This window comes from Candidatus Marinimicrobia bacterium CG08_land_8_20_14_0_20_45_22, assembly GCA_002774355.1.
GTDB lineage: Bacteria > Fidelibacterota > UBA2242 > UBA2242 > UBA2242 > 0-14-0-20-45-22.
On the sequence record PEYN01000053.1, the window covers coordinates 1 to 22086 of the forward strand.

Below are 22086 nucleotides of genomic sequence, written 5' to 3' on the forward strand. Positions count from 1 at the left end.
TACCAAAAGGCAAAAGTCAAGGAAAAGGATATTCGTCAATATTATCGCAATTCCGGCAGAACGTACCGTGTTCGGTTCGTCACATTTAACGATCGAAAATCTGCAAATGCCGCCGCGAAAAAATTTCGAAGCAATTCAGTCGGAATGGGAAGTTTTTCCCAACTGACAGAAGCCGGGAAAAGTCCCGGTTTGCGTGAAATTTCGTTTTCAGATGAATCTGAACCAGCGATTCATGAGGCGCTTTTTGCCAAATCGCTGAAAAAGAATCAGATTGTCGGACCAATCCAGACGGAAGATAGACGATTTCTCGTAGTTCAGATTGACGGTTGGACGGACGAAGTCGTCATAACAGACGCTGAAATCCAAAAGCGGTGGAACAATGTAAAAGATCGGGTGAAAGAAAACCGGGCGCAATCCCGATTTGCGGCTCATGTAAGGAATTTGATGAGCGGAAAGCAGATTGTGTTTGAAGAGACAACGCTGATACGACTTTCTACACTTTTGGCGCCAATGTATCTGAAAGACATTGAAGAGAAGAAGGATGACCTATCGAAGGCGCTCTGGCAGCGTGAAGTCGAAGAAAAACAAAATGTCGGAATTACCGCTGAAATGGAGCGGTTGCGAGCTCTACCATTTTTCTCCATCGACGACAAAAAGTGGACTGTTGAGGAATTCGAGACGGCGCTGGAATCCCATCCCCTGATTTTCCGAAAGCGAAAATTCGATGAAAAAGAGTTCCCGAAGCAGTTCCAGTTGGCGGTTGTAGATCTTATCCGTGACAGTTATATCACAGCCGATGCTTATCGTCGTGGATTGGATAAAGCGCCGAGTGTCCGCCAATACGAGGAAATGTGGCGTGACAATCTCATTTCGCTTTATGAAAAACAACAATATTTGGAAAAATCTCACGCTAAAAATGTCTCCGCAAAAGATTATCAGTCGGTCATTGATCGATACTTAAATCCGTACGTGGATTCGCTTCAGGCAAAATATTCTAACCGAATCCGTATCGATATGGACGCTTTTGAGAAAATTCAACTTTCACGGATCGACGTAATTGCTTATCAGAAAAATGTGCCGTATCCGATTCTCGTTCCGCATTTTCCGCTCATCACGACGGATGACCAACTGAACTACGGGCAAAAAATGAATCTGCAGGAATAATTGAACATTATATGCTGAAAACTGATAAGGATTCTATGAAAAATTTATACTTAAAATCAATTTTGCTATTTATCTGTCTTTCCTTTCCGGTTTTGGCGAAAACCTATAAAGGCGCTGAGTTTCGAACAAAAGCCGCTTACACTTACGGACGGTTTGAAGTCAGGTATAAAGCGACGGAAGGCGGCGGACAGACAGCGACCTTTTTTACGTACCATGAGTTAGAGAGCGGAATCGGTGATTGGAACGAGATCGACATCGAAATACTCGGACGATACCACGACGACGTTCAGTTCAATACGATTACACCCGGACAAACCAATCATGTCCATCATCAGTACGTGCCGTTCGATCCGGCGGTGGATTTTCATACCTACGCTTTTGAATGGACGCCGGCATACGTTGCCTGGTTTATCGATGACGCAGAAGTTTACCGGCAAACCGGCACGCACATCGCCACGTTGAATAAAGCCCAAAAGATCATGATGAACATCTGGATTTCAGGAGCCTCGACCTGGGTTGGCGAGTTCAATCCGAAAATTCTGCCATTGTTTGCCTATTACGATTGGGTCAGTTACGCCTCTTACATGCCCGGATCGGGAACCGTTGGGACCAATAACGATTTTTCGCTTGAATGGAAAGACGATTTTCTGATATGGGATCAAAACCGGTGGTCGAAGGCGACACACACATTCAGCGGTAATATGGTTGATTTCATGGCGGAAAACGTCACCTTTCAGAATGGGGAAATGATTCTTTGTCTGACCGATGAGACGAATCTGGGTTATGTTGATCATCAAGCGCCGTTCGTTGAATGGGCGCGCTATGCCGATGATACGGTGAGCGTCCGGTTTTCGGAAGAGGTCGAGCAGACGAGCGCTGAGAAAAAAGGCAATTATTACATCTCCAATATTCTGATCGAAAGCGCTTCGCTGGAAATGGATAAACGGACGGTTCGGCTATCAGTCGATAGTGTCGATTCGACTCAACCTAACACGCTTTATGTTTTGGGTGTCAAAGACAGATCCTCGTCTGCTAACTCTCTAATCGGTCAGGCCGCGCCGATTCAAAATCCGCCGGTCTGGACGTTTCCGATTAAGGTTAATATTGGCGGAATCGCGACAGGCGCTTACCTTGCCGATCAGAAATGGTCGGGACTTGTGAATTATGGACATGATGGTGGAAACTCTGGCAGTTTTCCCGGAATGGCAATCGATGGAACTGATGACGATGAGGTTTTCCGAACGGAATGCTGGGAGCCGGTGAAATATCAGGTTCGTCTTCCAAATGGGAAATATAAAGTGACGCTGTTGATGGCGGAAAATTACTTCGGGGAGACAGGCAAGCGCGTCTTTGACATCCATATCGAGGGAAAGTACATTGCGCGAAACGTGGATATTTTTCAAAGTGTCGGGAATCACCGCGCTTATTCGTTGACGATTGACGAAGTGATGGTGTCGGATCGGATGTTGGATGTGCATTTTGGCGCTGTGGCAGACGTTCCGATTTTGAACGGCATCATCATCGAGCCGGTAGCGTCCGGAATCGGAAACGGCGCGTCGGAATTGCCGGGTGCTTTCCGGCTTCGGCAGAATTTTCCGAATCCGTTCAATCAGGCGACGATGATTTTGTATGACATTGCGGAAACCGCCGATGTGTCGCTTCGCGTGTTTGATTTGCTTGGAGATGAATTAGAATTTTGGACGAATCACGCTCAATCGGCAGGCGCATATTGTATTTTCTGGACGCCAGCATTGTCCAGCGGAATCTACTTTTGTCAACTCGAAGCCGTGACCGCCGCTGAAAAATTCCGGTCAGTCCGTAAAATGGTTTTGATCAAATAGGGAGTGAAGAATGAAATTTTTACATCGAATGCAGGCCGTTTGTTTAATTCTATTGACGGTCATTTCAGTGTCGGCTCAGCGAATCACTCTCAAGCCGGAAGTCGAAGAAAAGATCGATAAACTTCTTAGCCAGATGACGCTTGAAGAAAAACTCGGGCAGATGACCCAGTTCAGTGGCGCAAATTCGATGAATGAAACGATGATCCGTGAAGGCAAGGTCGGCTCGCTGTTGAACATCCGCGACGCCAAGGAAGCCAACCGGCTCCAACGAATTGCCGTCAATGAATCCCGCTTGGGTATTCCGCTGATTTTTGGAAATGACGTGATTCACGGTTATCGTACAATCTACCCGATTCCGCTCGCCTGCGCGGCAAGTTGGGACACAGCATTGGTGCGACAAGCGGCGAAAATCGCAGGCGAAGAAGCGCGGGCGGAAGGAACTCACTGGACGTTTGCGCCGATGGTTGACATCGCGCGCGACCCGCGGTGGGGACGAATCGCCGAAGGTGCCGGAGAAGACCCGTTTCTCGGATCGGCAATGGCGAAATCTTTTGTGACTGGATTTCAAGGTAAAACGCTTACCGGACAATCGTCTGTTCTTGCCTGCGCGAAACATTTTGTCGGATACGGCGCCGCCGAAGGTGGGCGCGATTACAACACGACCGATATGTCCGAGCGAACCTTGCGCGAGATCTATTTACCGCCGTTTAAATCAGCCGTTTATGCTGGGGCGGGTTCACTGATGAGCGCGTTCAATGACCTGAGCGGAATTCCCGCTTCCGCAAATCGTTTTACTCTGACAGACGTTCTGAAAAACGAGTGGCAGTTCAACGGATTTGTCGTCAGCGACTGGAATTCGATCGGCGAGTTGGTTGCTCATGGTATCGCGTCGAATGCTACCGAAGCAGGCGTCGCCGCATTGAAAGCGGGCGTCGATATGGACATGGAAGGACGCGCCTATTCAGACGGTTTGGCGACGCTCATCCGGCAGGGAAAGGTTCCGGAGTCCCTCCCGAAGATTCGGGACGCGGTTCGCCGGATTCTGCGAATGAAATACGAACTCGGATTATTTGACCAGCCTTTCACCGATGAAATCTTAGCAAAAAGTGTCATTCTCTCGCCTGAAAATTTAAACATCGCGCGAAGTCTTGCCGCAGAGTCGTTTGTGCTTTTGAAAAATGATCGCGACCTGTTGCCGCTGGCGAAAAATATCAAAACATTGGCAGTGATCGGCGCGTTGGCTGACAATCAGGATGCGCTTCTCGGCACATGGGAATGCGAAGGAAAAGCCGCTGACGTGGTTACCATTCTTCAGGGGATTCGCTCCGCTGTTGGAAAAACGACGAAGGTTCTTTATGATCCCGAAACTTCGGGACTGGTCGTCAATGAAAATCGTTCCGGTTTTGCTTCAGCCGTTGCCGCGGCTAAAAACGCGGATGCCGTAGTTCTCGTGCTTGGCGAAAGTCGTGACATGAGCGGCGAGGCGGCTTCGCGCGCCGTATTGAATTTGCCGGGCGTACAGGAAGAACTGGCGAAGGAAATTATTGCAGTCGGGAAACCGGTTGTCGTCGTCCTTATCGCCGGACGATCGCTGACGATTCCATGGTTGGTGGAAAATGCGCAGGCGATTTTGATGGGCTGGGCGCCGGGAATTCAGGGCGGAAACGCTATCGCTGATGTCCTTTTCGGCGATGTGAATCCCGGTGGAAAACTGCCGGTCACTTTCCCGCGTTCTGTCGGACAAATCCCAATTTACTACAACCATAAAAACACCGGCAGACCGGCGAATGCGTTTTATAAGTTCTCGTCAAAGTATATCGATGAGAAATCCACGCCGTTGTTTTCATTCGGATTTGGGCTCAGTTATACGACATTTAGGTACTCCGGTTTGAAGGTAATCGCCGATCGGCTTACATCGAATGATACACTGAAAGTTCGCGTGAATTTGATGAACTCGGGCAAACGAAAAGGCGCTGAAGTCGCACAACTTTACATTCGCGATCTCATCGCCAGTGTCACGCGTCCGGTCAAAGAACTCAAGGGATTCCAGCGCGTGGTGTTACAGCCGGGTGAAGAAAAAATGCTCGAATTCTCGATTCCCATCACAGAAATAGGGTTTTATGATTCTATGATGAAATATGTTATCGAGCCGGGAAAATTTGAAGTCATGGTCGGCGGAAATTCGGACGAGCTGGTCTCGACTGACTTTGAAGTGATACAGTCTGAGGAAAAATAGATGAATTCTCTTCGGCAATTCCTTTTGGCATTGGGCGCATTTCTCCTGTTTGGATTATTTTTGGAATGCCCTGATGGCGCAACAAAACCGTCTAACGATTCAGATACGATCGTCGTTCCGGAGGGCTGGGAACTCGTCTGGCATGACGAATTCGACGGTGGCGAGGTCGACACGGCCAACTGGGCAATTGTTCAGCGTGAAAACAGTTGGAATAGCGAACTCCAGTATTATGTTCGGGAGGACGTTTATATTGAAAACGGTTGTCTCCGCCTGCGCAGTCAAAAACGGACATTCGGCAGTAAGAATTACACATCCGGACTGGTTTATACGCAGTATAAATTTTATTTCAAGTATGGTCGATTTGAAATCCGAGCGAAGTTGCCGTACGGGAAAGGAATGTGGCCGGCGCACTGGATGTTGCCGAATGATGGCGATTGGCCGCCGGAGATTGACATCATGGAAAATCTCGGCCACCAGCGCAATATCATTTATATGACGAACCATTACACCGAAGTCGGTCAACGCCGGTCAAGCGGTGGATATTACACGTCGAATTTCGATTTTTCGGCGGATTTTCATACGTATGCCGTCGAGTGGGAAGCCGACTCGATTCGCTGGTACATCGATGGTGTTAGGCGATTTGTTTCGACAAAAGGCGTGCCGCAGGAATATTTTTACATCATTTTGAATACGGCGGTCGGCGGTGATTGGCCAGGCTCGCCCGACGCGACAACTGTTTTTCCACAGTACCACGACATCGACTACGTCCGCGTTTTTCAAAGAAAAAGATGAGTTATAAAAACCGAAAAGATCGCTCGGATCAGAGAGAAAATTGGAAGTGATAAAATGAGAAAATTTTGGATCGTTTTAGGGTTATTGTTCTCGATTACTATCGAAAGTGGGCTAGGTTTTTATCACACTTCCGGCAAGAATATTGTCGATACGAACGGAAATACCGTTTTCTTAAAAGGCTACGGACTCGGCGGATGGCTTGTTCCGGAAGGCTATATGCTTCATTTTCCGGGCTACGGCTCGCCAACTTCGATTAGAAACCAGATCGTCGATGTTATCGGCGAAAGTGGAGCAGACGAATTTTTTCAATTGTACCGGCAAAATTATGTCACAGAGAAAGACATCGCGCGTATCGCCGGCTGGGGATTCAATTCGATTCGCCTGCCACTTCATTATGAATTTTTTTCGCCGATAGACCAACCGGGCGTTTTTATCGAAACCGGCTTTATATTCATCGACAGTCTGCTCAATTGGTGCAAACGAAACGGAATGGTTGTTATTCTGGACATGCACTGCGCGCCCGGCGGTCAGAATTCCGGAAACATCAGCGACAGCGATGGCGAAGCCAAACTCTGGACAATTCTTGCCAACCAGACTCGTCTGATCGAAATCTGGAAAAAAATCGCAGAGCGATATGCAAATGAAGAAGATATCGTTGGATATGATTTGCTAAACGAACCGGTAATGCCGATCGGCTACTCGAATACGGATCTGAGAAATCTTTATATTAGCCTTCGAAACGCGGTTCGTGAAGTTGATAACAACCACATCCTGTTCATAGAAGGCAGTAGGTATGCGACGGATTTTACATCATTGACGCCGCGATTTGACGTCAATATGGCTTACAGTTTTCATAAATATTGGAGCGAAACGACAATTAGCACGATTCAGGCGTACCTCAATATCCGGGACAATCAGAACATTCCGCTCTGGATGGGCGAATCCGGCGAAAATTCCAATCCGTGGTTCTACGCAATGGTTCAGCAATATAATACTTTGAACCTGAGCTGGTGTTGGTGGGCTCATAAAAAATTTGAATCGACATCCAGCCCGCTTTCAGCCAAACTGCCGACGAGTTTCCAACAGTTGGTCGATTACTGGAACGGACAGGGTACAAAGCCGTCAACCGTGTTCGCGAAATCAATTTTACTGGAAATGGCGGGAAATCTTGCTATCGAAAAGTGTGCCTATCAACCCGATGTCATTGCATCTCTGACTGACGATGAATTCGGAATAAAACCCAAACCGTTCAAATCGCATACGACGCCGGGAATTATCTCAGCCGTCGATTACGATTTAGGGACGCAGAGCATCGCCTATTCCGACAATGATTATCAAAACACGGACTGGGCTAATTTCCAGCAATGGAATTCCGGCGGTTCTTACCGCAACGACGGCGTGGATATCGAGCCAAAATCCGGGAGTTACAATGAATACATCGTCGGTTGGATCAACTCCGGCGAATGGCTGATTTATACGACGAATGTGCTCTACGACGGCAACTACAAATTTGCATTCCGCGTTTCCAGTCCGAACAACGGAACGAAGTTAAAACTGCTGGTTGACAACCAGAATCTGACGGGCGATATGACCGTTCCAAACACGGGCGGATGGCAGAACTGGCAGGACATTCAAACGATTGCTTTACCGCTGACAAAAGGCGTCCATCAAATCAAAATCGAAATTGTCTCCGGCGGATTCAATTTTGCACATATTCAGATCAATCCAACCCAAAACGGCGTCTTCGAGGAAATCGACGAGGACGAGTACATTTTCATAGGGAAAAATTATCCGAATCCGTTTAACGAATCGACGATGATACCCATTTATATGGGTGCGAAAAGTCATATCGACTTGAAAGTGTATGATTTACAAGGACATTTAATCCGGACGCTTGTTAACCGAACTTGCTTACCCGGGCTTTACACCTTTAAATGGGATGGACAAGACGAGAGCGGATGCACCGTCGGCTCTGGTGTTTTTGCATATCAACTGAACATCGGAAGCAAAGAGCGATCGTGGTTAGTATCGCACCTGAAATAAATTGCAATTAAATATAAATTGTTTAGGGTGACTGAATCAGCGCATTTAACAGTGACTGTCGCCAAGTTCCTGTTTTTGTATCGAATGCGCCAAAACCAGAGCAAAATTCCCAATATGCCCAGGAAAAATCTCGTTCTTGGCAGGCGCTCACGACGTATTGGGTCCATAACGCGCGCGAGGTCATATCTGCTTTGCTATACGCGCCAAACTCACCGATAAAAATCGGACGATGATGATCATCTGCCCAGACTTTGATCTGGTCGAAATTTTCTTCGAGATTGCTCTTTTCTGTGGTTGTTGCCATCCAGGTTGTACCCAGCCATTCATTACTGCCGGTGACCCATTCCGCGCCCTGATGCGTGAAGGAAAAGGGTTCGTAATAATGAAGCGTGACGATCAGGTTGGTGTCGCTTTCCGGTATGGATAATTTGTTCAGCGCGGCGAGTCCGCCCCATTCCGCCACGCCGATAATCACCGTTCGATGCGGATTTGTTTCGCGAATTACGGCTAATGCCGAGGACAAATACTCATTCCATAGTGAAGCCGTTAACTGGTCATGCGGTTCATTGAGAATTTCGAAGACTAAATGATTGGAGGCATCTTTAAATTGCACCCCAATTTGTCGCCAAAGCGAGAGGAACCGCGCTTGGTGAACGGAAGGCGATTGGAAAATTTCGTCGTAGTGATGAATGTTGATGACAACCGCGAGATTTTTTGTGAGGGCTGTACTGACGACATGCCGAACGCGGTTCATGAAAACAGGAGAAATCGTGTAAGGACTATCCGCCGCCGCATGAGCCGACCAGCGAATTGGAATTCTCACCGCGTTGAATCCGGCTGATTTGATCGTGTCGAAGTAACTATCCTGAATCGTAACGCCCCATTCGCCTTCGTTAGGCGCTTCCAGTGCGTTTCCCAGATTGATTCCGGGAGCAAGTAGGCGATTTACCGTATAGACTGTCGTCGTGTCGTCATCATTTTTTGCTTGGGTATCCGCGTCTGTTACGCAGGTGGCGAAAAAAATCACAAGGATAAACATTGCCACTGCAAATCTGGTCATCCCTGAAACCAGCAAAATTGCCCGCCTGCCTGATGCAGTCGGGCGGGCCCAATTTTGATGCTTTTCTGCTCTCATCTTCTACCAGAAAAGGATATACAACACAGCCAAAATTCCGAAAATACCGATCGCGCCGGCGTTGAAAATCGCGTCGGTGGCAAACAACTTCCGATTGATCTGGATCGCTTTCGAATCGTCACCTTTTTTCTCGATTAATGTGATGACGACTACGATCGTGCTTAACAGTAAGAACACGATGCCCATCCGGTTAAGAAACGGCATTGATGGAATGAAATATTTAATTCCTGCTGAAAGCGGAATAGTTAACGCCGCCGCCCAGAGCGCCGAATTTGCCGTGGCTTTCTTCCAGAATAAGCCGAAAGTGAAAATGGCGAAGATGCCCGGGCTGATGAAGCCGGTAAATTCCTGAATGAATTGAAATGCCTGCTGAAGCGACGAAAGGGTTGGCGCGATCAGAACCGCGATGACCAATGCAACCACACTGGTGATTCTGCCCGTCAGAACCAAGTCGGACTCCGACGCGTTTTTGCGGATGATTTGTTTATAAATATCCATCGAGAAAATTGTCGCCGTGCTATTGACCATCGAACTGAGCGATGAGACGATGGCGGCGATCAACGCGGCGAAAGCTAATCCTTTTAGACCGGCTGGAACGAACGTGTTCAATAACCACGGATACGCCTCGTCCGGTTTTGCCAGATTCGGATTCAAGACAAACGCGACGATTCCCGGAATGACAACGATCAGTGGCGTCAAAATTTTGAGATAACCGGCGAAAATTAATCCGTGTTGCGCTTCTTTGATACTCTTGGCGGCCAATCCGCGCTGGGTGATGTATTGATTGCATCCCCAATAGAAAAAATGCGCCATCCACATACCACCCAGTAAAACGCCGAGTCCCGGCAATTCTTTATAATTCGGATTGGAAACATCCAGAATCATATCGAATTTTTCCGGAGCGTGGCTCAACAATTCGCCGAATCCTGCCAGAATGCCCTGTCCGTTTCCGACAGCGCTTAATGCGAAGAAAGTCGTGACCAATCCGCCGCCAATCAAAACGACGACTTGCAAAACGTCCGTCCATGCCACGGCTTTCAAACCGCCGTAAATGGAGTATAACGCCGAGAAAATTGCCAGCCCGATGATTCCGTAAATCAATGGAATTCCCATGATTGCCCTCATAGCCAGCGCACCGAGATACATGACCGACGTCAGATTGACGAAAATGTACAGGAGAAGCCAGAAAACTGCCAGACCAGTACGAACCCGCTTATCGAAACGAATTTCCAACAGTTGTGGCATCGTGTAAATGCCCTCTTTCAGGAAAATCGGGAGAAAATACTTGGCGACGACAATTAGCGTAATTGCCGCCGTCCATTCATACGTCGCGATGCCCAAGCCGATTACGTAACCACTGCCGGACATCCCGATAAATTGTTCCGCCGAGATATTGGCGGCGATCAGCGACGCGCCGATTGCCCACCACGGCAATTGTTTGCTTGCCAGAAAATAGTCGGCGGAGTCTTTTTTATGACCTTTCCGTTCGCGCGAAACGAATAGCCCCAGCCCGATTACCACGACGATGTAGCCAATGAATACCACCCAGTCAAATATTGAAAAATTCATATTGAATACCTCTTTTGATTATTCAGGTTCCTGTAAAAGCGTTCCGAAAACCGGAAATCCCTGCGATTTGCATCTGAGAAACCATCTAAGTCCAAACAAATCATCACCTCAGTATTTGACAAAAACCAAGCCAAGTTAAGAAAATTCAGATGATAAATCCTGCATTTTTTCCCTGTTGCGCCGATAGATTAATATGGGATATGATAAATGTTCTTCCCGATGCTTTTGAATTTAGAAGGATTGTTGTTATCAAATCAATAACGAATCGGTTATCATTTTGGGAAGGAAATTGAAATCCAAAAACTTCGGGATCCTCTGACGAATCATTTTTCAGTAAACGATACTCACAGCTGGAAAAGTCAGGCGGCTACAGAAAGGTAATGGTAGAAGTATCAGCATTATTTAAATCTGAAACGTGCATAGAATAGGTTCGCGATTTGATAAAATGCCCTTGCTATTTACTATATTTTCGTGATCTTTGTACCCCGAACAGGACTCGAACCTGTAACCACCTGCTTAGAAGGCAGATGCTCTATCCACTTGAGCTATCGGGGCAAGTGGAAAATGTCAATCAAATATGTCAAAAGCGTCCAAGTCGGGGTGCTGAGATTTGAACTCAGGGCCTCCTGCTCCCAAAGCAGGCGCGCTAACCGGACTGCGCTACACCCCGCTGACTAAATTTCAATTTCTAAATATCAAGTACCGTAGATTTGGCGAAAAAGTTGGCTTTTCAAATCCTATTTAACCAACTTAATTCATAAACAGCAGAGTTTGCAGAAAACACGAAGTCCCGATGCTTCGGGATTTGTTTTTATCTTGTTCAGTCTCGCCTCATTATTGATTTAACTATAGTTAATATAATTCTCTGCGGTCTCTGGGTGCTCTGTGGTGAATAATTCAGGTTAAAGGCGCGCTCATCCACTTGATTGATAGTTCGTCACACTGCCAAATAACCCGCAAACTTATCGACTTATCGAGACATAAGTCAAGGTTAATCATATTCTCAATTCCGAATCGGAGTTGACAAAATAGAAAATATATCGTATCTTGAATTGCTTAGAAAAATGGAGAATTTGATAGAAAGAGTGGTTGATCCCGAAGATTATGGAAAAGAAGACAGTTAAAGATTCAAACCGAGCGCTAAGCAGATACCTTGAAGAGATTGGAAAGTACAGTCCGCTCAAGCCGGATCAGGAGATTGAACTGGCTCAGAGAATCCGAAAGGGTGAGGTTGGCGCGTTGAGAGAATTGACCGAGGCGAATCTGCGATTCGTCGTCAGCGTCGCCAAAGATTATCAGGGTAAGGGATTGCCGCTGACCGACCTAATTAATGAAGGTAATCTGGGCTTGATCAAAGCCGCCAAGCGATTCGACGAGACGCGCGGATTTAAATTCATTTCCTACGCCGTTTGGTGGATTCGCCAATCCATTCTTCAGGCGTTGGCTGAAGATTCGCGCATCATTCGCCTTCCACAAAATAGAGTTGGAATGATTAGCAGAATTGCGCGAGAGGCGGAAGTTCTCGAACATCAGTACGAACGTGCGCCCATGCAGGATGAAATCGCAACGGAACTCGGATTGAATTCTATTGATGTGGAGGACGCTATAAAAATATCCAAGCGGCATCATTCGCTAGACACACCATTTCGGGAAGGCGAAGATAATACGCTCATTGATGTTTTGCACGACCATGGGCAAAAATCGCCCGACTCAGGATTGATGACAGAATCGCTCAAGCAGGAAATCCGCGACTCGCTGAATACGCTCAAAGACCGCGAGCGCGACGTGATCAAAATGTATTTCGGCATTGACAGGGAATATGCATTAACGCTTAATGAGATTGGCGAGGAATTCAATCTCACGCGGGAACGCGTGCGGCAGATTAAGGAAAATGCCATTCGTCGCCTTCGCCACAAATCCAGAAGCACCGAATTGAAATCTTTTTTAGGTTAAAATGAAAGTGAGGTGAAATAAGCAAATCATGATAGAAGTTATTGTCGGTTCACGCGAACCTTTTGAACGCGCACTTCGTCGCTTTAAGAAAAAATACGAAAAAGCGGGCATTCTCAAAGACCTCAAGAAAAACGAATTCTATGTCAAGCCCAGCGCTGAAAGACGAATGCGCCGATCGAAAGCCGCCAAACGCCAGATTCGGACAATCTATTATCAGGAAATTCCGCAAGTCTGAACAACCGGAATTCTGAGTTTGGTTAGGATAATCATACGAACCTTATCGCCTGTTTCGATGGCGGGGACAGGCGATGTTTTACAGGAGTTATATGCTGATTGAAAGTCTGTCCGGTGTTCGCGCAACCGACGACGAACTCACGGAAAAATTTGTTCATTCCTACTGTTTGGTTTTCGCCGAAACAGGTGATAAAAAACTTATTCTTCTTGGACGGGATACGCGCGCGTCGGGAAATGCTATTCGGGAAATAATCGTCGATTCGATGATCCAATCTGGCGTTGAAATCGTCGATCTGGGTGTCTGTCCGACGCCGACGGTTCAATACGAAGTCGAACATCTGAAGGCTGACGGCGGTATCGTCATCACCGCCAGCCATAATCCGATTCCGTGGAACGGTTTGAAATTCATCGGATCGGACGGGCTTTTTCTCGATGCCGATCAAATGCTCAATCTTCAGCGTCGCCGCATCGAAATCGGAAAACAGTCGTCTTTTAAAAAAGCGACGGGCGGCAAACTCACAATATATTCAAGAGCCATTCGGGATCATATCGAAATGGTTCTTCACCTGCCGTGTGTGAATCCCGAAACGATTCGTCGGCGGAAATTTAAGATCGTCGTCGATGCGGTGAACGGAGCGGGATTCTTCGCAATTCCGGAACTTCTTAAAAGTCTCGGTTGTGAAGTCGTTCGCCTGAATTGCGACGGTTCTTTGCCGTTTCCGCACACGCCGGAGCCGTTGCCGGAAAACCTTACCGATCTCATGGCAAGAGTGAAGAGCGAACGCGCCGACCTCGGTTTTGCCGTCGATCCGGACGCCGATCGGCTGGCGATCATTTCCAATGAAGGACTTCCGCTGTCGGAAGAATATACGCTGGTGCTGGCTTCGATATGCGCATTGTCGAAGTCGCAAAGCGCGGAGAAAATCGTCGTCACAAATCTTTCCACGACGATGGCTCTGGATGATGTCGCTCGTCAGTTTGGCGCGACGGTTGTCCGCACGCCGATCGGCGAGATCAATGTCGCCAAGAAAATGCGCGAAATTCATGCGGTCATCGGCGGTGAAGGAAACGGCGGCGTGATTCTGCCGGACGCGCACCTCGGGCGGGATTCGCTCGTCGGTTCCGCGCTGGTTTTACAATTTCTCAGCGAGCAGACGACTCCGATTTCCGAAGTAATGAAATCCATTCCGCGTTATGCGATGATCAAGAAAAAAATTCCGCGAGGCAATCGACCACTCAGCGACTATTTTTCTGATCTGGAAGCGCTCGCCTCAGCCGACTCGGTGAACATGGAAGACGGCATCAAATTCATCTGGAAAGACCGCTGGGTGCATCTGCGTCCGTCAAATACCGAGCCGATAGTACGAATCTACGCCGAAGCGCCGACCCGCGAACTCGCTGAAGTCGTCGCGCAACCTTTTATCCGATTTTTCGAACACATTTCTTGAGAAAGGACACCGATTTGAATTCAACATTTCTAACGATCGTTTCACCTGAAGACGCCGCGAAAAATATCGCCGCGATCATCGACCATACCGCTCTCAAACCGGAAGCGACGCCCGCCGACATCGAAAAATTATGTCAGGAAGCGAAAACCTACGGCTTTGCCGCCGTCTGCGTCAATCCGACTTATGTTAAAATGTGTTCGGAATTACTCGCCGAATCCAGCATTGCCGTCGCATCCGTCGTCGGTTTTCCGCTCGGTGCATCGACGATTCAAATGAAATCCGCCGAAACATCCGAAGCAGTTGAAAACGGTGCGAACGAGATTGATATGGTAATTCCTGTTGGTAGATTGAAATCCGGCGATTACGACCATGTTCGGCGCGATATTCAGGCGGTCGTTTCCGCCGCGTCGGGAAAATTGGTCAAGGTGATCATCGAAGCCGCTCTGCTGACCGACGATGAAAAAGTGATTGCATGTCAGATCGCTCAGCAGGCGGGAGCGCATTTCGTCAAGACATCGACCGGATTCAGCAAATCAGGCGCAACTCCGGATGATGTCGCGTTGATGCGAAAAGTCGTCGGCGATTCGATGGGCGTGAAAGCCGCCGGCGGCATCCGGACATTTGCCGATGCGATGGTGATGGTACATGCCGGCGCAAACCGGATCGGCGCAAGTTCCGGCGTTCAGATCGTGCGGGAAAGTCAGGTTATTTGACATTTCTCCCGATACTCCCAACATTGAATGCGTTGCTCATTGGCAATGATTTTTAATCTGTGAAAGAAAATGTATTGGCAAAATAAAACGGAATTATCGCAACACAATTGCATAAAAACCATAAAATCCGCTTTGCGCATTTGGAGCGTTATCGGTTTTCTGTTTCTCTATTCGTTGGCATTGTTTGCGCAACAATTGGAGATACACCATATTAATGTCGGTCAGGCCGACGCAACATTGATCATCTCACCAACCGGAAAGACAATGCTGATCGATGCAGGAAATACGGGTAACGGAACGAATATCATCTGTCCGTACCTGAGATCGCTTGACATAACAAAATTGAATTATGTTGTCTGCTCTCATTATCATGCCGATCATCTCGGGGGCGGTGTTACGATGAAATGCGTTGCGACTGACGGAGAAGTGATTAACTATGGGATTGTCAGCAATGCGAACAAAAGTGAAAATGATCTAAGCATCGGTTGGCGGCTGAGCTATAACTCATTTCAGTATTTCACGGGCGGCGATCTCGGGGGAGAAACGTCAGATTATGCGGATAGCGAGACCCCGCTGGCTTCTCAGGTTGGCGATGTGGATGCCATGAAAATCAATCATCACGCCAGCCGCTACAGCACCAATCAGACATTCGTGGATTCTCTCAGACCCGAAATTGCCGTTATTCATGTCGGCAACAGGAACACATACTATCATCCCACACAGGAAGTATTGGATCGCCTGGCCGCCGCTAACTGCTTTATCTATCAGACGGAATTAGGAACGGGCGGGACTATTCCATCCGGTAAAGGAGTCGTCGCAAACGGGAATGTTATTATTAAGACCTCCGGTAAGAGTTTTACGGTTACCTACGGCAGTACCACCCATACTTATCCGGAAGATGATTATCTGTCAGTCAAAACGGAAGACGGTTTAGAACCTAAAGTCTTTTCTCTTTACCAGAATTATCCCAATCCGTTTAATCCGACGACGACCATATCATATCATCTGCCTAAATCAGCATTCGTCAAACTGGCGGTTTATGATATCGGCGGAAGATTGATTGAAACTCTGGTCAGTGAACCTAAAAGCGCCGGCTATCATTCGGTTATCTGGAATGGATCCGCCGTCCCTTCAGGCATATATTTCTATCGGATCGATGCGGGCAAATACGGCAGCACGAAGAAGTGCATACTGATTAAATAGCGCTCCGGCATCGTGTTAACGCGGGATCGTCAATACGAGGATGAGAAGGCCGCCTTTTTATGGAAATTCTGATACCAATTAACACGGAATAAATATGATAATTTCCAATGTCCGTAGCCCATGGATTTATCCATGGGATAGAAGAATCCCCCCGACCATTTATCTTTATCGTCTCAGCGCGGAGCACTGAGATGAGATGAGGTTGGGCAGAGAATCCCCAAAGTAAGAGAATGAATCCCTAAGACTCAGGAAGTCATCATCCAAATCGGAGAGCATAATTTTACGTGTTCCGTCATGTCCTCTGACCAGATGGTCGACGATTGGCATCAGATATGAGCATCTGACATAACCGGCGCTTGACAAATGGCCGGGAAATGATTAAAATGAAACGGTTTTTAAAATGAGAGAATGAGGAATTGGATGAAATATAAGGGTAAAAATTTCGCATCGCCGATAGGTTCTATAAAGGTTTCTATTTTTAGAAAACTGGCAGGATGGTCAAGGTGAAGGATAAATATGTGTTAGCGTTTACCAATAACGACCAATATAAAAGGATTAATATAAAATCAAATGGAGGATTACCATGATGAAAAGACTGTCTTTTGCAATGTTTATTGGGGTTGCCTTTTTCATGTTCTTTAGTTGTGAAGAAAATCCCACTGAAAGTTCCGCGAAGGTGCCGGAATTAGCCACCTCGGAAGTCACTGAAATTGGGCGTACATCGGCTACCTGCGGCGGCACCATTTCCTCGGATGGCGGCTCAATCGTAACCGTTCGAGGGGTCTGCTGGAGCACCAGCCAAATGCCAAAAGTATCCGACCATAAAACTACCGACGGCACCGGAGCCGGTAGTTTTGAGAGTGAAATCACCGGTTTGACAGCCGGAACTAACTACTATGTGCGCGCTTATGCCACGAATGGAGATGGCACCGGTTACGGAAGCGCGATGTCTTTTAAAACCGATGATCCCGGAGAGCCGGACGTAAGTACAGCGGAAGTCAGTGAGATCATGCCAACAACTGCCAAATGCGGAGGCACAGTTATCTCAGATGGCGGTTCGGCAGTAACAGCACGTGGCGTATGCTGGAGCACCGGCCAAACTCCAACAGTGTCTGACAGTAAAACCACCGATGGCACCGGGACCGGTAGTTTTACGAGTGAAATCACCGGTTTGACAGCCGGAACCACCTATTATGTGCGCGCTTATGCTACAAACAGTGTCGGCACCAGTTATGGAAGCGCCAAGTTGTTTTATATACATGAACCAGGCACTGTTACGGATATAGACGGCAATGTTTATCAAACGGTGAAGATTGGCAATCAGTGGTGGATGGCGGAGAACCTGAAAGTGACCCACTACCGGAATGGCGAAGCGATTCCCAATATAACCGACAATACGGCTTGGTCTAATCTCTCGACCGGCGCCTTGTGCGACTATAATAACGACGTAAATAATGTAGTCACCTATGGTCGGCTGTACAACTGGTACGCAGTAAATGATAGCCGCAACATTGCTCCTACCGGCTGGCATGTGCCAACAGATGCAGAGTGGACAATCTTGACAAATTATCTTGGCGGAGAATCTGTAGCCGGCGGCAAAATGAAAGAGACTGGAACGACACACTGGTATGGTCCAAACACCGGCGCCACGAACGAAAGCGGATTTTTGGCGTTGCCCGGCGGCTACCGTTACTACTCTGGTACGTACTACGGCGTTGGGGACTACGGGTACTGGTGGTCGGCTACGGAGAGCGATAGTTACGGCGCGTGGAGCCGAAATCTGGGTTGCAGTGGTTCGGGCGTGGACCGTGGCAGCAACGGTAAGCGTAGCGGTTTCTCAGTTCGTTGTGTTGGGGATTAGACTATTGGACTATTTTACTGTATCCCGCGGAGCGGGATCGGAAAAAAAACATGGCACAATACGATGAATTACCGGTTTACCCCGTTGGATATTTTGCAATTAAACCGATAATACATGAAATTTAATGCTATCCAACAGGGTGAATAAAGCAAGTTATGACCTGCTGCTTGAGATTTTTCGTTTTACAAAGGAATTTAACAAGGAGTTCAAGTACACGGTGGGTGAAAGTCTAAAAAAAGAGACATTGGATTTGATAACGCTGATTTATCGGGCAAACAGCAAAGCGGATAAGCGGGAAACACTGCAATCAGCACGAGAGAAAATCGAGGTTATCCGTTTATTTATTCGGCTAATGAAAGATTTAAAGCAAATAAGTCTTGAAAAATTTGTACAGGTCAATAAGCGAGTCGAGAATGTATCCAAACAGTTAACAGGATGGAAGAAAAAACAGTTGGAAAGTTCGTAAAGTTATAAAGTTTGTAAAGTTGAAAGTATGAAGATTGCAAGATTTGAAGATATAATTGCCTGGCAAAAAGCAAAAATTCTGACGGTCAAAGTATATTCATTATTTGACGCGAGCAAAGATTTTGCTTTTAAGGATCAAATACAAAGAGCTTCGGTTTCTATAATGAACAATATTGCCGAAGGATTTGAACGGAAAAGCAATAATGAGTTTAAGCAATTTTTATATATTGCCAAAGGCTCGTGTGGCGAAGTGCGATCGATGCTGATTCTTGCCAAAGAACTGCATAAAATTAATGGACAAAACGCGGGAACTCTTCTTGAACTTTCGGAAGAGATATCCAAAATACTTTCCGGTTTAATAAAAACTTTATGAACTTTAAACTTTCTAACTTTAAACTTTCTAACTTTAAACTTTCTAACTTTAAACTTTCTAACTTTAAACTAAATGACTGTTTAGCCAGAATTGCTTATCGCCACGGCATAAGCAAGCGAGCATGTTTAAATCCGGCAGACTCCTTGTATTCTGATGCGAGGTATAACTTTCATGTTTTCTGAGAACGAAGATATGATTAATGTGATGTCTGCTTTTATTTTGGCGTTGCCCGGCGGCTACCGTAACAACAATGGAACGTACAACAACATTGGTAACAACGGGAACTGGTGGTCGGCTACGGAGAACAATAGTAACAACGCATGGTACCGAAATCTGTATTACCTTGATTCAGACGTGTACCGTTACTACGACTATAAGCGCTACGGTTTCTCGATTCGTTGTGTGAAGGATTAGTCTATACTGACACGCCCCGCTATCGGCACTTGACAATAGAGTCTTAATTGATTAAACTGTAGCGGTTTTTTAAATGAGATAATGATGGATTTGATGAAACGCAAGGGTAAAAATTTCACACTGACGATAAATTACAGAAAGGTTTCTGTATGTAGAAATCTCGGAGGATGTCAAAGAAGCAAATTAAACATATGTTAGGCATGATAAAAATGAAACGGAGAAAGGGAAAAGCAGAAAATGTCATATCCATCAGTCGACCAGTTACAGAAGGTTCTCACCGAGAAGGTCTTCCACTATGCGAAAGACTCGAAAAAGGCGGCGGGTCGAGCACTCGGCACCCTCGTCGAAATCATCACGTTCTACTCGCTCAAGGCATGGGGCCTTGAGCGGAATGTTGCGATAGAGAAACCGCTACCAGAGTTCGGAAACGACGACATCACGCACAACGTCGAGTACAGCCTTCATCCGTCAACTCCGCTCGTTACGGTTGACTTCAACCGAGATAACCTGCCCATCACGGCGCGCAAGATCGCCAAACAACCGGAGTTTGCCGCGCTGTCGATCCCTGCGGACTCGATCAAGACCAATGCCCTCCTGAGTAACGACTTGGTTCTCCGGAACTCATGCTCGGTCTGCGATTGCGGCGAAACGTTCCTCAACGCCTACCTTGACAACCTCGACAAGAAGACTGGGCGGTACTCCGTCGCCACCCTTCGTCGCCGTCCCTTTGCCATTTTCGAGTGTAAACGCGTCGGCGTCGAGGAAGGCATGCGGAAGGGACCGCAGACGATTGAAAAGGCGAAGCAAGGTGCCTATGTTGCCCGAACGGTTTCCGCATTGCAGAAGATTAGATTGACCGATGGCAGCATGGGTGGTCTCATTCAAAAGCGTGACGGGTCTTTTTGGCATGGCGACTACTACAAACTAATGGCCGAGATCATCGCGTCGGGCGATCCAGAACTGCTTTCACGTTTCATCTTGACCGTTGGCGTCGTGAGCAATCACGGCAATTGGTTCACGTTGGAGAACCACAATAAGGAACTGAAGGTGCTTGCCCAGTCTTACGACTGGCTGTTGTTCTTGACCGACGCCGGTATCGCACAATTTATTGACGAATTGTTGCTACATCCAGCGGCAAAACTTGGAGCAGCCCGGAAAGCGTTTCTTGCTAGTTACACAGGCAAGAAGGGGGTAAATCAGTTTACGAAAGTCCAGATGTCACTTGCCGCAGATACCGCCCTTCAAACCTACTTCAAATCGAAGGCGAGTACGATTGAAGGATGGTTCAATATCGTCGTCCCCGCAGGTAAAAGCCTGACGGTTCTGAAGGACGAACTGGACACGCTGAAAGGCAAAAACTGGCAGGAGATTCATGCATGACAGCCGGGCGGACACTGAACACGCTCAGTCAGGAGTGGGGAACACCAGAGAAGTATGTCAACGCGGTTCGTGAGTTCTTCGGCGACCACATTGCCCTTGATCCCTGTTCAAACGAGTATTCGATTGTATATGCGGAAACGGAATACCGTCTTCCGAAGCATGATGGACTCCGAGAGACGTGGCATTTTCCCACGATCTATGTTAATCCGCCATACGGAATAGACAAAGAGCGTGGCACTTCGATCAAGAAGTGGTTGTTTCGCTGCGCTACAGCGCACAAAGAATACAAGTCTGAAGTTCTCGCCCTTGTGCCAGTTGCTACGAACACCGGCCACTGGAAAAACTATGTATTCGGCAAAGCAACGTCAGTCTGCTTCCTGTACGATACCCGCCTCAAGTTCCTTGTCAATGGGCAGAACGGGGGAAAAGGCGCACCGATGTCCTGTGCAATGGTTTACTGGGGCAAGGACTTCGATAGGTTCCTCTCCATCTTCGCTAAGTTCGGTGCTGTCATTGACCTTCGCCCGCTGAAGGGCAAGAAGTTCGGTGAATGCTCGGAAAATGGGCAGATGGACTTGATCCCGGAAGAAGTACCGGAAGAGGAAGGCTAACAAGGTGGTGGAGCACTACGGCCCGAAGTGGGCCGAGGCTCACCGCTATTGTTATATGCATAAGCTTCTTCTATAGGATTAAGTTAAATTCTCTTCTGACAGTTACTGGATTAATCCTGCGTTATCTGCTTTTTCGCGCGGTAGGCTTTCAGATAATTGCGGCAATCGGGATCGCGCCCGACAAACAAGCTGGCGGCGGCGATAGGTCGTGGATTTGTTCATCCAGCGGATTCAATATGGCGGCGTCCAGCCCGGCGCCGATGGCCTGTATCAAAAAAGTATTATGCACCAGCGTCCTCTGCGGCAATCCGAACGAAGTATTGCTGATGCCGAGCGAAACAGGAAGGCCGAGTTCCTGCCGGACGAGTTGAATCGCTTTCAGAACGGGAATTCCCGATTTGTCGGACGAAGCGATTGCCATGGCGGCGACATCGACAATGACATTTTCCTTCGGGATTTTGAATTCCTCGCAGGCTTCTAAAATCGTTCGGGCGATTGCCAACCGTTCTTCCGCTGTTTCGGGAATCGTTTCGTCGATCGTCAGGGCGATGACTGCCGCGCCGTATTTTTTAACGATCGGTAAAGCCTCTTCTATCCGTTTTCTTTTTCCGTTCACGCTGTTGACGAGCGCTTTTCCGGCATAAACCTTGA

General features: G+C 47.5%; 19 protein-coding genes and 2 tRNA genes. 16 read left to right on the plus strand and 5 right to left on the minus strand.

The genetic code is table 11. The features are described from left to right. From COT43_03500 to COT43_03520, 5 genes are all read left to right on the plus strand, one after another. Positions 1 to 1164, plus strand: a 1164-nt coding sequence (locus tag COT43_03500) for a hypothetical protein (protein ID PIS29543.1), incomplete at its 5' end; no start/stop codon positions are given. Between the two features lie 11 nt (positions 1165 to 1175). Next, positions 1176 to 3005 (plus strand): hypothetical protein, encoded by a 1830-nt coding sequence (locus tag COT43_03505; protein ID PIS29544.1) that lies wholly within the window; start codon positions 1176 to 1178, stop codon positions 3003 to 3005. Positions 3006 to 3033: 28 nt separating this feature from the next. Then, positions 3034 to 5241 (plus strand): beta-glucosidase BglX, encoded by a 2208-nt coding sequence (locus COT43_03510; GenBank protein PIS29560.1) that lies wholly within the window; start codon positions 3034 to 3036, stop codon positions 5239 to 5241. Further along, entirely contained in the window at positions 5242 to 6033 is a 792-nt protein-coding gene (locus tag COT43_03515) for a laminarinase (GenBank protein ID PIS29545.1), read from the plus strand. A 54-nt stretch (positions 6034 to 6087) separates the two neighbouring features. Further along, a complete protein-coding gene (locus COT43_03520; GenBank protein PIS29546.1) occupies positions 6088 to 8076 on the plus strand; it encodes a glycoside hydrolase family 5 in 1989 nt (662 codons plus the stop codon). Between the two features lie 22 nt (positions 8077 to 8098). Here the strand turns inward: COT43_03520 and COT43_03525 are convergent, their stop codons facing one another. The 4 genes from COT43_03525 to COT43_03540 all read right to left on the minus strand — a co-directional run bounded on the left by COT43_03525 (position 8099) and on the right by COT43_03540 (position 11450). Then, positions 8099 to 9115 (minus strand): endoglucanase, encoded by a 1017-nt coding sequence (locus tag COT43_03525; protein PIS29547.1) that lies wholly within the window; start codon positions 9113 to 9115, stop codon positions 8099 to 8101. A gap of 99 nt (positions 9116 to 9214) precedes the next feature. Beyond that, the gene (locus COT43_03530) at positions 9215 to 10780 is read right to left on the minus strand and encodes a sodium/glucose cotransporter (protein ID PIS29548.1); all 1566 of its coding nucleotides are present in this window, start codon (positions 10778 to 10780) and stop codon (positions 9215 to 9217) included. A gap of 478 nt (positions 10781 to 11258) precedes the next feature. Then, positions 11259 to 11335 (minus strand) — tRNA-Arg (locus COT43_03535). A 40-nt stretch (positions 11336 to 11375) separates the two neighbouring features. Further along, positions 11376 to 11450: transfer RNA gene (locus COT43_03540), tRNA-Pro, on the minus strand. Positions 11451 to 11884: 434 nt separating this feature from the next. On the opposite strand from COT43_03540, the gene COT43_03545 reads away from it, so the two are divergent. The 11 genes from COT43_03545 (at position 11885) to COT43_03595 (ending at position 21435) form a co-directional block, all read left to right on the plus strand. Beyond that, positions 11885 to 12733, plus strand: a complete 849-nt coding sequence (locus tag COT43_03545) for an RNA polymerase subunit sigma (protein PIS29549.1) — start codon at positions 11885 to 11887, stop codon at positions 12731 to 12733. A 28-nt stretch (positions 12734 to 12761) separates the two neighbouring features. Further along, the gene (gene rpsU, locus COT43_03550) at positions 12762 to 12968 is read left to right on the plus strand and encodes a 30S ribosomal protein S21 (GenBank protein ID PIS29550.1); all 207 of its coding nucleotides are present in this window, start codon (positions 12762 to 12764) and stop codon (positions 12966 to 12968) included. A 73-nt stretch (positions 12969 to 13041) separates the two neighbouring features. Further along, positions 13042 to 14415, plus strand: a complete 1374-nt coding sequence (gene glmM, locus COT43_03555; protein PIS29551.1) for a phosphoglucosamine mutase — start codon at positions 13042 to 13044, stop codon at positions 14413 to 14415. A gap of 35 nt (positions 14416 to 14450) precedes the next feature. Continuing rightward, a complete protein-coding gene (gene deoC, locus COT43_03560) occupies positions 14451 to 15128 on the plus strand; it encodes a deoxyribose-phosphate aldolase (GenBank protein PIS29561.1) in 678 nt (225 codons plus the stop codon). 69 nt (positions 15129 to 15197) lie between these two features. Beyond that, positions 15198 to 16331: a hypothetical protein gene (locus COT43_03565; protein ID PIS29552.1), complete on the plus strand. Its 1134-nt coding sequence runs from the start codon at positions 15198 to 15200 to the stop codon at positions 16329 to 16331. Between the two features lie 583 nt (positions 16332 to 16914). After that, positions 16915 to 18192 carry a hypothetical protein gene (locus COT43_03570; protein PIS29553.1) on the plus strand — a complete coding sequence of 426 codons (1278 nt, stop codon included), beginning with the start codon at positions 16915 to 16917 and terminating at the stop codon, positions 18190 to 18192. A gap of 124 nt (positions 18193 to 18316) precedes the next feature. Continuing rightward, complete coding sequence (locus COT43_03575) at positions 18317 to 18658, plus strand: hypothetical protein (protein ID PIS29554.1); 342 nt, start codon at positions 18317 to 18319, stop codon at positions 18656 to 18658. A 27-nt stretch (positions 18659 to 18685) separates the two neighbouring features. After that, positions 18686 to 19030, plus strand: a complete 345-nt coding sequence (locus tag COT43_03580) for a four helix bundle protein (protein ID PIS29555.1) — start codon at positions 18686 to 18688, stop codon at positions 19028 to 19030. 153 nt (positions 19031 to 19183) lie between these two features. Next, the gene (locus COT43_03585; protein ID PIS29556.1) at positions 19184 to 19444 is read left to right on the plus strand and encodes a hypothetical protein; all 261 of its coding nucleotides are present in this window, start codon (positions 19184 to 19186) and stop codon (positions 19442 to 19444) included. Between the two features lie 237 nt (positions 19445 to 19681). Continuing rightward, entirely contained in the window at positions 19682 to 20824 is a 1143-nt protein-coding gene (locus tag COT43_03590; GenBank protein ID PIS29557.1) for a hypothetical protein, read from the plus strand. Further along, the gene (locus tag COT43_03595; protein PIS29558.1) at positions 20821 to 21435 is read left to right on the plus strand and encodes an N-6 DNA methylase; all 615 of its coding nucleotides are present in this window, start codon (positions 20821 to 20823) and stop codon (positions 21433 to 21435) included. The genes COT43_03590 and COT43_03595 overlap by 4 nt, the downstream gene beginning before the upstream one ends. Positions 21436 to 21583: 148 nt before the next feature. Here COT43_03595 and COT43_03600 read toward each other — a convergent pair. Then, on the minus strand, positions 21584 to 22086 hold a 503-nt coding region (locus COT43_03600; protein PIS29559.1), incomplete at its 5' end, for a 5-methyltetrahydrofolate--homocysteine methyltransferase.